This window comes from Polaromonas sp. (assembly GCF_043778355.1).
GTDB lineage: Bacteria > Pseudomonadota > Gammaproteobacteria > Burkholderiales > Burkholderiaceae_C > Polaromonas.
In genome coordinates, this window is record NZ_JAYWHI010000026.1 from 1 (window position 1) to 12,272 (window position 12,272).

10 protein-coding genes are annotated in these 12,272 nt (G+C 62.1%); 4 read left to right on the forward strand and 6 right to left on the reverse strand.

What is annotated here, in order from left to right; translation table 11 throughout:
- Positions 1–5: 5 nt before the first annotated feature.
- Both orn and ACH2CW_RS04085 read left to right on the forward strand, forming a co-directional pair.
- Positions 6–569 carry an oligoribonuclease gene (gene orn, locus ACH2CW_RS04080; protein ID WP_395055576.1) on the forward strand — a complete coding sequence of 188 codons (564 nt, stop codon included), beginning with the start codon at positions 6–8 and terminating at the stop codon, positions 567–569.
- A gap of 387 nt (positions 570–956) precedes the next feature.
- Positions 957–2,936, forward strand: a complete 1,980-nt coding sequence (locus ACH2CW_RS04085; protein WP_395055567.1) for a DEAD/DEAH box helicase — start codon at positions 957–959, stop codon at positions 2,934–2,936.
- Positions 2,937–2,997: 61 nt separating this feature from the next.
- Here ACH2CW_RS04085 and ACH2CW_RS04090 read toward each other — a convergent pair whose 3' ends face one another.
- The 4 genes from ACH2CW_RS04090 to ACH2CW_RS04105 all read right to left on the reverse strand — a co-directional run bounded on the left by ACH2CW_RS04090 (position 2,998) and on the right by ACH2CW_RS04105 (position 7,047).
- On the reverse strand, positions 2,998–3,894 hold the full coding sequence (locus tag ACH2CW_RS04090) for an NAD(P)-dependent oxidoreductase (RefSeq protein WP_395055568.1): 897 nt from the start codon (positions 3,892–3,894) through the stop codon (positions 2,998–3,000).
- Between the two features lie 57 nt (positions 3,895–3,951).
- Positions 3,952–5,310 carry an NAD(P)H-dependent oxidoreductase gene (locus tag ACH2CW_RS04095; RefSeq protein WP_395055569.1) on the reverse strand — a complete coding sequence of 453 codons (1,359 nt, stop codon included), beginning with the start codon at positions 5,308–5,310 and terminating at the stop codon, positions 3,952–3,954.
- Between the two features lie 132 nt (positions 5,311–5,442).
- Positions 5,443–6,324, reverse strand: coding sequence for a phytanoyl-CoA dioxygenase family protein (locus ACH2CW_RS04100; protein WP_395055570.1), 882 nt, complete (start codon positions 6,322–6,324; stop codon positions 5,443–5,445).
- A gap of 30 nt (positions 6,325–6,354) precedes the next feature.
- A complete protein-coding gene (locus tag ACH2CW_RS04105; protein ID WP_395055571.1) occupies positions 6,355–7,047 on the reverse strand; it encodes a GntR family transcriptional regulator in 693 nt (230 codons plus the stop codon).
- 123 nt (positions 7,048–7,170) lie between these two features.
- Here ACH2CW_RS04105 and ACH2CW_RS04110 point away from each other — a divergent pair, with 123 nt between their 5' ends.
- Positions 7,171–8,037 (forward strand): alpha/beta hydrolase, encoded by an 867-nt coding sequence (locus ACH2CW_RS04110; protein ID WP_395055572.1) that lies wholly within the window; start codon positions 7,171–7,173, stop codon positions 8,035–8,037.
- Between the two features lie 19 nt (positions 8,038–8,056).
- On the opposite strand, the gene ACH2CW_RS04115 is transcribed toward ACH2CW_RS04110, so the two are convergent.
- Positions 8,057–9,034 (reverse strand): GMP reductase, encoded by a 978-nt coding sequence (locus tag ACH2CW_RS04115; protein WP_395055573.1) that lies wholly within the window; start codon positions 9,032–9,034, stop codon positions 8,057–8,059.
- A gap of 193 nt (positions 9,035–9,227) precedes the next feature.
- On the reverse strand, positions 9,228–9,944 hold the full coding sequence (locus ACH2CW_RS04120; RefSeq protein ID WP_395055574.1) for a hypothetical protein: 717 nt from the start codon (positions 9,942–9,944) through the stop codon (positions 9,228–9,230).
- A gap of 22 nt (positions 9,945–9,966) precedes the next feature.
- Between ACH2CW_RS04120 and ACH2CW_RS04125 the strand changes: the two genes are divergently transcribed.
- On the forward strand, positions 9,967–12,272 hold a 2,306-nt coding region (locus ACH2CW_RS04125), incomplete at its 3' end, for an ATP-dependent helicase (RefSeq protein ID WP_395055575.1).

A 12,272-nucleotide genomic window follows, 5' to 3' on the forward strand; every position in this document is an offset into this window, starting at 1 on the left:
GCAAGATGTCTGATACAGAACCCCTGCTGAAAAAATCCGACCAGAACCTGGTCTGGCTCGACTGCGAGATGACCGGGCTGGACCCGGACAAGGAGCGCATCATTGAAATCGCCGTGGTGGTGACCGGCCCGGAACTGACGCCGCGTATCGAGGGCCCTGTGCTGGCGATCTACCAGACCGACGAGTTGCTGGACCAGATGGACAACTGGAACAAGGGCACGCATGGCCGCAGCGGCCTGATCGACAAGGTCAAGGCCAGTTCGGTGACCGAGGAGGATGCCGAAAAGCAGGTGTTGGCCTTTCTGGCCAAGTACCTGCCCAAGGGCACGTCGCCCTTGTGCGGCAACACGATCAGCCAGGACCGACGCTTTCTGGTCAAGTACATGCCCAAACTGGAGGCGTTTTTGCATTACCGCAACATTGATGTCAGCACTTTCAAGGAGCTGGCCAAACGCTGGCGGCCCGAGGTGTACAGCGCTTTCAAGAAGCAGCAAAGCCACACCGCGCTGGCCGATGTGCATGAATCGATTGACGAGCTGGAACATTACCGGACCCACTTCCTGAAGTGATATGAGCTATCAGCCCTTTCCGGACAAGGGCTGATAGCTATCAAAACAGGAGCGTGCGCCAGCTCCCTGCAGAGGGCCCGGCGCTCGGCAAGGTCTTTTTGGCACGAGGGACTGGTAGAAACCCGCAAGCCGTGGCATAATCGTAGGCTTGATGGATGCACAGGGGTGCACCGCATTTGTACATCTACCTCACACTTTTGGGCTCTACCAACAGAGCCATCGCCTCAAGACCGGTTGACCGGAACCCTTGAGCCGAAATATTCGTTTGATGGTTGATGTTTTATTAACCATGAACGAAGCCTTCCGCTACGCGGCAGGTGGTAGTTTCTTGTTCGCCCGCCCACATCACAAGCGTGGCAGCGCGGACAAGTGTTTAGTGAGAAAAACATGACTGACTCTTTTGAGGCTCGCGGCGATTCTTTGGCCGAAGCAACTACCGACATCGTTTCCGATATGGAAATCAACGTACTTCCTGATTTTTCTGATGCGCCTGCCGCAGCAGAAACGTCGCTCGATGCCATCGCCCCAGAACCCAATGGTTTCGTGAAGCTGGGCCTGGCCAAGGAGTTGCTGCAGGCCGTCGCCGACATGGGTTTCACCCAGCCGACCGCCGTGCAGATGGCCACCATTCCCAAAGCCATGCAGGCGCTGGATGCTGACGTTAAAGCCGACCCCAAGGCCAAGTTCACCGACCTGCTGGTGTCCAGCCAGACCGGCAGCGGCAAGACCGCAGCCTTCCTGCTGCCCGTGCTGCACACCCTGCTCAAGCAGCAGGAAGAAGCCGAGCGCAACGAACGCGCCGAATTTGAGCGCCTGAGCGCCGAAGCGGTCGCCCGCGGCGAGCCGCCTTTGAAGAAACCCAAGCGCAAGGACCCGACCAATGCGCGCAATTTCAAGGCCGCCACACCTGGCGCCCTGATCCTGTGCCCGACCCGCGAACTGGCCCAGCAGGTCTGCGCCGACGCGATCGACCTGGTTCGCCATTGCCGCGGCCTGCGAATCGCCAACGTGGTGGGTGGTATTCCTTACCAGCTGCAAATTGCCAAGCTGCAGAACGCGGATCTCGTGGTGGCCACGCCCGGCCGCTTGCTGGACCTGCAGCGCAGCATGCAGATCAAGCTCGACCAGGTGCAGTTCCTCGTCGTCGACGAAGCCGACCGCATGCTGGATCTCGGCTTTGCCGACGACCTGACCGAAGTCAACCAGCTCACCATCGAGCGCAAGCAGACCATGATGTTCAGCGCCACCTTTGCGCCGCGCATCATGCAGCTCGCAACACGTGTCATGCGCCAGCCGCAGCGCGTCGAAATCGACTCGCCGCATGAAAAACATGCATCGATCACCCAGTCGCTGCTGTGGGCCGACAACATGAGCCACAAGCGCAAGCTGCTGGACCATTCGCTGCGCGACACCACCATGAACCAGTCCATCGTGTTCGCCTGCACCCAGGTCGAATGTGACGGCCTGGCCAACGACCTGGTGCAAGAGGGCTTCAGCGCCGTGGCACTGCATGGCGCGCTGGGCCAGGGCCTGCGTAACCGCCGCCTGATGGCTTTCCGTGACGGCCGTGTGCAGATCCTGGTGGCAACCGATGTCGCTGCCCGCGGCCTGGACGTGCCGACCATCACCCACGTCATCAACTACGGCCTGCCGATGAAAGCCGAAGACTATGTGCACCGCATTGGCCGCACCGGCCGTGCCGGCCGCGAAGGCAAGGCGATCACAATTGCCGAGTTCCGCGATCGCCGCAAGATCCAGGACATCGAGCACTACACCCAGCAAAACCTCAAGCCCAGCGTGATTGCCGGCCTCGAGCCACAGCAGCGTTTTGCACCGACTTCGGAGCGTCCACGCGGCAATTTTGGCGGCGACCGCAATGACCGTGGTCCGCGCAGCTTTGGCGGCGGTGGTGGTGGCCGTTTCGGCAACGACCGTGCGCCTTCCGGCGGTTTCGGTGGTGGCGCTGGCGGCGCTGGCGGCGGCTATGCCGGCAAGAAGCCTGCTTTTGGCGACCGTGGCGGTGATCGTGGTGGTTTCGGCGGTAATCGTGACGACCGTGGCGGCGCACCTTTCCAGGGTCGTCCGGCGCCCCAGGGCAATAACTATGCAGACCGTTCCGGTTTTAATGACCGCGGCCCGCGCCGTGATGACCGTGGCTTCGGCGGCGGCAACGGCAACACGGGTGGTTTCGCCCAGCGCGATGACCGTGGTGGTGATCGTGGTGGTTTCGGTGGCGGCCGTTCAGAAGGTTTTGCATCAGCGCCCCGCGGTGATTTCGCCGACCGCAAACCGGCTTTCGCCAAGCCTGCAGGCAAGGTGTTTGTGCCGCGCGACGCCCACAAGCGTCCGACCCGTCCCGCACGTTGATTTGTGCCAGCCACAAAAAAGCCCGCAGCTTGCGGGCTTTTTTCATGGGGAGTTGACTGCCTCAGTCCATCCCGTTGCGGCTGGCCAGTTCGACAAACAGGCCTGAGTGGTCGAGGTCGCTCAGGCCATGGCCGATGCCTTCGGCGTACAGCTGTTCGAACAGGGTGGTCACCGGTGCGTCGAAGCCGATTTCCTCAGCCGTCGCGAGTGCATTGCGCATGTCTTTCAGCTGGATCGCCATGCGCGCGCGCGGTGCGAAGTCGCGCGTCACCATACGTTCTCCATGCACTTGCAGGATGCGGCTGTCGGCAAAGCCACCGGTGATCGCCTGCCTGACCTTGGCCATGTCGGCGCCGCCTTTGGCTGCAAACAACAAAGCCTCTGCCACCGCGCCTATGGTGATACCGACAATCATCTGGTTGGCGAGCTTGGTCAGTTGCCCCGCGCCATGAGAACCCACATGGGTGGCGTGCCCGAAAATATGAAACACAGGCAGGGCGCGTTCGAATTCTGCCTCCTTGCCACCGGCCATGATGACCAAGGTGCCCTGGTCGGCGCCACCCGTGCCGCCGGAAACTGGCGCGTCGATGTGGGCAATGCCCATGGCGCCCAGGCGGGCCGCGTGGTCGCGGGCCTCGCGCGGCTTGATCGAGGCCATGTCGATGAACAGCGCGCCGGGTTTCATCGCGGCCGCCACGTCCTGCGCAAATAACACGTCTTCGACCACCGCGCCGTTTTCCAGCATGCCGACAACGATGTCGGCACCGGCCACTGCGGCTGCGGCCTGCGTATGCACCACGCCGCCCAGCGCACTCAATGAGGCGGCTTTGGCCGGGGTGCGGTTCCACACCTGCAGGGCATGGCCGGCTTCACACAGCCGTCTGGCCATGGGAAGCCCCATGCTGCCCGTGCCCAGGAAGGCGATGCGAAGTGTCGTTGTCGAATGGTTGTTGCTCATGGGTGTCCGGGAAATGGTGCTGCCACCATCATGCGGCACGCAGCAACCCAAAGGCTGTCAGGCAGCTTTCTTGATGGCCGGGGAGAACATGCGCTCCATCTCGTTGCGCACTTTCCAGGCCGGGGTGGAGGTGTCCATCGCCACGTCGGCCCAACTCAGGCTTTGGCCTTTCTTGACGGCACGGATGACCTTGACGTTGTGCGCCAGGCCCAGCGGCAGGCCGCCCATCTTCATGGATGTATCAGCCGGCAACAGTTTGCCCCAGACCGTGTAGCCGCCTTCGCCGTCGAGCATGTCGCCGGGTTTCAAATCACGCTTGGCGGTGGCCACCACGTCGGCATTCCAGCATGTCGCTACACCCGTCGGCTCACCGCGCAATGCGACGCTGGCTACCGACACGCCGACTTCGAGGCCGATCAAATGCCAGCGCTTGTAAAGCGTGAAGTAGCGCCCGCTCGGGTCGGTGTGTGCGTTGTACTCTTCGAAGCAGTTCTTGATGTAGTCGGTTTCGGCTTCCACCGTGACCCAGACACCCATGCGGATATCGTAGGGAATCTTGCGGCCGTTGGCTTCCAGCGAGGAGATCACCTCGACCATGCCCTTGCGTTCGAGCACGCCGCCTTCGCTGATAGGCCGCGTCACGTACGGAATATCTTCCACGCTGGCCGGCGGATACAGCAGGCCGTTGCTGGGCACCGTCAGACCGGTGGCGTTGGCGACCGCGGTCGATTCAATCGACGGTTTGGAACCGTCGAGAAAGCTGTTGAACATCTTGGGATTGAGGCCGCCGCGCTCCGCCTGTTCCGGCGTGAGGCCGTAGTTGCCCCAGACGGTGTCAGGCGTCGATTCGGAAAAATGCGGCAACCACTTGTGGCCACGGCCCGCTGCCACCACCGGAAAGCCGCAGGTGCGGGCCCAGTCCACCAGGTCACAGATCAGCGCCGGCTGGTCGCCAAAGGCCAGCGAGTAAACGACACCGGCATCAAACGCCTTGCGCGCCAGCAGTGGTCCGCAAAAGGCGTCGGCTTCCACGGTGACGTTGACCACATGTTTGCCATGCGCAAACGCCTGCAGGCAATGCTCGACCGCGGCCACCGGGTTGCCGGTGCACTCGACGATGATGTCGATTTGGGGATGCGTGACGACGGCGTTCCAGTCGTCGGTGATCCAGGTTGCTCCTGTTTTGATAGCTGCTTGTGCAGATTCTGCCTGGGTCAGGGCCGGATTCCATCCTACTCGGGCAAGGTTGGTGCGGGCCGCGGCGGGTGACAGGTCGGCAATCGCAACCAGATGCACACCCGGCGTTTTCGGGATCTGTGCGAGGTACATGGCGCCGAATTTGCCCGCGCCTATCAAGCCGATGCGAATGGGCTTGTTGTCGGCGGCGCGCTGCTGGAGTTTGGTGTAGAGGTTCATATGGGCAGTCTTGTCATTGCGGGCTTGACCCGCAATCCATAGCGGATGGAGTGAACAGGGTCAATAAACACGGATGCCCCGGATCGGAGTCCGGGGCAGGCTCCTCAAGTCAGGCATCACATGCGGCGAGGTTCAGGCCGCCTTGCGCTCCGGCACGATTTCTTCCATCGAGGTCTGCAGCGCCGTCGCCGGCACCCCGTCTTTCCACGGCAGGTCCACCGGGTAGTCCTTCATCAGGCAGTCGTCGGGCAGGCACTCAATCGGCGCGAAGTCGCGGTGCGCGATGTATTCCGGGCGCTTGTGGCGGCGGATGTGGTTGCTGACCGCGCACAGGCTCAGGTAGACACTGACGCGGTTGAAGGGCGAGAGGTTGCTGCCCGAGGCATGCACCAGGCAGGAATGGAACAGGATCATCGAGCCGGCCGGACCCTTGGGGCTGACGATGCCACCCTGTTTGCCGCCGGCGCGCTGCACCAGTTGGCGGATCAGGTCGTTGTCTACCGTCCACAGCGGGTAGCTGGTGGTGGTCAGGTCGTGTTTGGCATCAACTACGCCTTTTTTGTGGCTGCCGGGGATGAACATCAGCGGGCCGTTGTGTTCGGTCACATCGTCCAGAAAAATGGCAACGTTCATGGCGCGTTCGGTCGGCATCATGTCGTCGTTGAGCCAGGTGCCGTAGTCCTGATGCCATTGCCAGACATCACCTTCAAAAGCCATCTTGCCGTTGATCTTGAACTGGTGCATGTAGAGCTTTTCACCAAGCAGGTCTTCCACCGGTTCGATCATGCGCGGGTGCCTGCCGAGCTTGGCAAAGGGCTCGCTGTACATGTGCGCGGCAAAGTTGGTGCGCACCGCGTCCTTGCCTTTTTCGCGCACGTTGTAGTCTTCGCGCCGGCTGTAGAGCTCGGGCACGGCGTCATTGAGGGTCTGGGTTTCATCGGGCGTGAACAGGCCGGGGAAAAACAGGTAGCCTTCGCGGTCGAATTGGGTGAGTTGCTCCGGGCTCAGTTTCATTGTTGTCTCCTGGGGTGGTGGTGATGTGTTTCAGGCGGGCAGGGCGGTGGGGGTGAGCGCGGGCTGAAGTGCATTGCTCAGCAGGCCGGCCAGATTGCGGCTGGCGTCTTCGCCGTGCTCGCGGATCAGCGTTTCTGCGGTCAGCGCATCACCCGCGGCAATGGCGTTGGCGATGGTTTCGTGCTCGTCCCAGATCGATTCGCGCATGGTCGACACCTGCAGCACCGCCCCCATGGCGCGGCGGATATGGTGCCAGTGCAGTTGTGCGCTCTGGGCAATCAGCGGGTTGCCGGAGGCTCCATAAATGGCGCCGTGAAACCGTGCGTCGGCGGCCATCATCGCTTTGACATCGTTGCTGCGTGCGGCGGCGCGACCCTGGCTGATCAGCATCGGGTCGATCCGGAAACGGGCTTGCGCCGCCAGCCGGGCCGCCAGTGCATCGAGTGCACTGCGCACCTGGTAAATCTGCATCAGCCAGCCCACGTCGAGCGGGGCGACCAGCACACCCCGGCCGGGCGCATCGAGCACAAAGCCGTCTTTCTTGAGCAGTCGCAGGGCTTGCAGCACCGGCTGGCGCGACACCGCCAGTTGTTCGGCAATGTCTTCCTGCATGATGCGCGCGCCCGGCGCCAGCGAACCTTCGCTGATGGCGTCCAGGAGGCTGCGGTAGACCTGGTCGACCAGGTCGGGCGTGGATTCGATTTTGACAAGGTGGGCTTGCATATTTTGTACTCTGTATACAGAATACTTTGAAAGTCTCGAATGGTTGCATCGGGTTTACCCGAATTTGCGCGCCTTCCGAGCTGATGTGCCACCATTGCCCCATTCATTTCCTCAGGAGCAACCATGACCCGTCCCGACCCCGCCTGGCTGGATCGCATGTACAACAACCGTGCGCTGGTGCCAGAGCACGCCGCTTACTTCACCCGCTGGGCCGACAGTTCCACCCAGGTCCGGGCAACGCAAGCCTGCACGCTGGACATCGCCTTTGGTTCACATGCGGCTGAAACTCTCGATGTGTTTCCGGCGCGCAAGGTCGCGTCTGGTGGCGCGCCGGTGCTGGTGTTTGTCCACGGGGGTTACTGGCGCTCGCTGGACAAGGCCGACCATTCGTTTCTTGCGCCCGCCTTCACGGAGGCCGGTGCCTGTGTGGTCATGCCCAATTACGACTTGTGCCCGGCAGTGACGATTCCCGATATCGCGCTGCAGATGGTTCAGGCACTGGCCTGGACGTATCGCAACATCGCGCGTTTTGGCGGTAACCCGGAGAGGATCACGGTGATCGGGCACTCGGCTGGCGGCCATCTCACGGCCATGCTGCTGGCCTGTTTGTGGAAGCAATACGCGGCCGACCTGCCGGTTGATCTGGTGAAAAACGCGATGTCGGTGTCGGGCCTGTATGAGCTTGAATCGGTGATGCACACGCCGTTTCTGAAAGTCTCCTTGCGACTGACGCCCTCGCAAGCGGCGAAGGCCAGCCCGGCCTGGTTCCCGGCGCCCAGGCAGGGCGTGCTTTACACCGTGGCCGGAGCCGATGAAAGTGAAGAGTTTTTGCGCCACAACGCGCTGATCGAGCAGGCCTGGGGCGCCAAAACCGTGCCGGTACGTGAGGCTTTGCTGGGCCTGAACCATTTCAGCATCGTCGAGGCGCTGGTGCAGCCCGGCCACCGCCTGCACCAACTCGCGTTGCAGTTGATCGCCGCAACGGCCTGAAGGCCGCTGCGCCGGGCCCTTACATCAGCAGGTGTTCACCCGCGTTGTCGCCGCCCAGAATCACGTAGTTGACTTTGCGGATGTCCATCAGTTTGGTGCCGCCTGAATAACTGATGGCGCTCTGCACGTCTTCTTCCATCTCGCGCAGCGTGTCGGCGATAGAGCCCTTGACCGGCTCCAGAATGCGTTTGCCCTCGACGTGTTTGTACTCGCCCTTGTTGAAGTCCGAGGCGCTGCCGTAATACTCCTTGAACAGCTTGCCATCGACCTCCACGGTTTTGCCGGGGCTTTCTTCGAGACCGGCCAGCATCGAGCCAATCATCACCATGGTAGCGCCGAAGCGGATGGACTTGGCGATGTCGCCGTGCTCGCGGATGCCGCCGTCAGCAATGATGGGTTTGGTCGCCACACGTGCGCACCATTTGAGCGCCGACAACTGCCAGCCACCGGTGCCGAAGCCGGTTTTCAGGCGTGTGATGCAGACCTTGCCAGGGCCAATGCCGACCTTGGTGGCGTCGGCGCCCCAGTTCTCCAGGTCGATGATGGCCTCGGGTGTGCCGACGTTGCCGGCAATCACAAACGATGAGGGCAGCTTGTCCTTGAGGTAGCCGATCATGCGCTGCACCGTGTCGGCGTGGCCGTGGGCGATGTCGATGGTGATGTAGTCGGGCGCCAGGCCTTCGGCCACCAGCCGGTCCACCGTGTCATAGTCGGCCTTTTTGACGCCCAGCGAGATTGAGGCATACACGCCGGCTGCCGCCATGCGCCTGACAAAGGCCAGGTTGTCGAGGTCGAAGCGGTGCATCACGTAGAAATAACCGTTTTGGGCCATCCAGATGCAGATGTCCTTGTTGATCACGGTTTTCATATTGGCCGGCACCACCGGGATGCGGAAGCTGCGGCCGCCCAGCGTGACGCTAGCGTCGCATTCGGAGCGGCTTTCGACGCGGCATTTGCGCGGCAGCAGCAAGACATTGTCGTAGTCGAAGATTTCCATGGTTCCCAAGCCTGTAGGTAGAACTGTCAAGAACAGAAGGCACTTGGACTGGACCGGCTTGTTGTCGGCAGGGCAGGCCGCAAACAAAAAACCGGGCGCAAGTGCTTGGGCCCGGTAACTGATTCTAGGCGCTTGTGCGGGTTGCCGGCACCTGCGCTTTTGTATAGCCGCTATATGTGCAGGCCCATGGCGCTCAGCGCGGCGGGACGCAGCGCGACTGCGCTGCGGCGAACACGCGGCCGCCGGCGTCCTGCACCCAGCCGACCACACTCAGGCGTGAAAGGTCTGTGCCGGCCGGAATGTCCATGCTGCGTGACTCCAGCCAGCCTGAATACTCCTCTTTTGATAGCTGTTTGCGACCGTCCCATAAGGGCAGGAACAGGTTTCGAACGAGATTTCTGGACACCGGCGAGCCCTCCGTGCCGGCCGGGATGGTTTCTACCAGCGCCAGCCAAGCGGTCCAGGGCGCTGGCGTGCCTGCGGCCAAGGGGCGTTGCAGTTGCACCGACGCGCCGATGTAACCGGCCACTGGCAAGCCGTGCGCCACCCGCAGGCGGCCCTGCGGCGTGATGGGCGTGGTCCGGCTGCTGCTGCCGGTCGGCAGCGCCAGACTCAGCGACTGCAGACGTTTAAGTCCGTCGCGGCTGGCCACGGTCGCCAGCGGCGCATCCTCGCCCTGGCTGCCGGGCAGCACCCAGTCCAGAGCCACGTCGCCGCGATCAGGCCGCGGGGTGGCTGTATCGCTCCAGCAGTCCCGGCAATCGGCGTTGATAAAACGCTCTACCAGAGCCACTGGATGTGGCCGGCCGTCGCTGGAGCACGATGACTGGGCATGGGCAGGCGGCGTCAGGCAGGCTGCCAGCACAAGCCACGCAAAAACGGGTACTCGCCGGGAAAACAAAGGAGGCATCAGAGGCTTTCTACAATGAGGGATGTTCTCAGAAGTCGCATCAAGCTCCCCTCTCTTACAAAATCTTAATCCGGAGCAACTGGCAGCGGTCACCTTACCCAATACCCATGCACTGATCCTGGCCGGCGCGGGCTCCGGCAAGACCCGGGTGCTGACCACCCGCATTGCGTGGTTGCTGCAAACCGGCCAGGTGTCGCCGGGCGGCATTCTGGCCGTGACCTTCACCAACAAGGCGGCCAAGGAGATGATGGTGCGCCTCTCAAGCATGCTGCCGGTCAATGTGCGCGGCATGTGGATAGGCACCTTCCATGGCCTGTGCAACCGCTTTTTACGCGCGCACTACAAGCTGGCCAACCTGCCTTCCACCTTCCAGATCCTGGACACCCAGGACCAGCTCTCGGCGATCAAGCGCCTGTGCAAGCAGTTCAATATCGACGACGAGCGTTTTCCGCCCAAGCAGCTGATGTGGTTCATCGCCGCCTGCAAGGAAGACGGCCAGCGCGCCAAGGATGTGGTGGTACGCGATGAAGAGACGCGTAAAAAGGCCGAAATTTATGCGCTCTACGAAGAACAATGCCAACGCGAGGGCGTGGTTGATTTCGGCGAACTGATGCTGCGCAGCTACGAACTGCTGCGGGATAACGCACCGGTACGCGAGCACTACCAGCGACGCTTTCGCCACATCCTGATCGACGAGTTCCAGGACACCAACAAGCTGCAATATGCCTGGATCAAGATGCTGGCCGGCCAAGGCGACGACGCTGCGGCTGGCGCACACGCGATGCCAGGCGGCTCGGTGGTGGCGGTGGGCGACGATGACCAGAGCATTTACGCGTTTCGCGGCGCGCGGGTTGGCAACATGGCCGACTTCGTGCGCGAGTTTGCTGTACAGCACCAGATCAAGCTGGAGCGCAACTACCGCAGCTTCGGCAACATCCTCGATTCGGCCAACGAACTGATCAGCCACAACAGCAAACGCCTGGGCAAAAACCTGCGCACCGAGGCCGGTCCCGGCGAACCGGTGCGGGTGTTCGAGGCCACCTCCGACTTTGCCGAAGCCCAGTGGTTTGTCGATGAAGTGAAACAGCTGGTTCGTGATGGCACGGATCGGAAAGAAATTGCGCTGCTCTACCGAAGCAATGCGCAAAGCCGGGTCATGGAAACCGCACTGTTTAACAACGCGATTCCCTACCGCGTTTACGGCGGACTGCGCTTTTTCGAGCGCGCCGAGATCAAACATGCGCTGGCCTATCTGCGCCTGATGGACAACCCGCACGACGACACCAGCTTCATGCGCATTGTCAATTTCCCGCCGCGCGGCATCGGCCTGCGCAGCATCGAGCAGTTGCAGGATGTGGCGCGCGCCGCCGGTTGCTCGCTGCACGACGCCGTCAGCGCGGTGCCCGGCAAGGCCGGTGCCAACCTCGGCGCCTTTGTCGCCAAACTCGATGTGCTGCGGGAGCAGACGCCCGGCTTGAGCCTGCGCGAGATCATCGAGCTGGTGCTGCAGCACAGCGGACTCGAAGAACACTACAAGCTTGAAAAAGAAGGCCAGGACCGGCTTGAGAATCTGGGCGAGCTGGTCAACGCCGCCGAGTCTTTCGTGAGCATGGAGGGTTTCGGGCGTGACGCCGTGGCTTTACCCGTCGATGAACTCGGGGTGGCCCTCTCGCAGTCACCGGCCAGCCAGGGGCTGGACCCCTCGGCGCCGCTCGGTGATGACCCGCTGCCCGAGCTATTGGCGCCGAACCAGGAAACCGGCGAAACCCTGTCGCCGCTGGCGGCCTTTTTGACCCACGCTGCACTCGAATCCGGTGACAACCAGGCCCAGGCTGGCCAGGACGCGGTGCAACTCATGACCGTGCATTCGTCCAAGGGCCTGGAGTTTGACTGCGTGTTCATCTCCGGCCTGGAAGACGGCATCTTCCCGCATGAAAACTCTCTGAGTGATGCCGGCGGCATCGAGGAAGAGCGCCGGCTGATGTACGTGGCCATCACGCGCGCGCGCAAGCGCTTGTACCTGAGCCATTCGCAGACACGCATGCTGCACGGTCAGACGCGTTACAACCTCAAGAGCCGTTTCTTTGACGAGCTGCCCGAAGCGGCATTGAAATGGATCACGCCGAAAAACCAGGGTTTCGCACAGGCCTATGGCGGTCACAGCGGCGCCTGGGGCGCTACAAATTCAGGAGCTGGTGGCGCACGGGGAGATTGGGCTGCAGCCGCTTTTGCCTCAAGAAAATCGGGTGGCGAGACGTTTGCCAACCCGGTGGTGCCGCCGCAGCGCAATGCGCCGGCGCACGGCCTGAAGACCGGTATGGAGGTGTT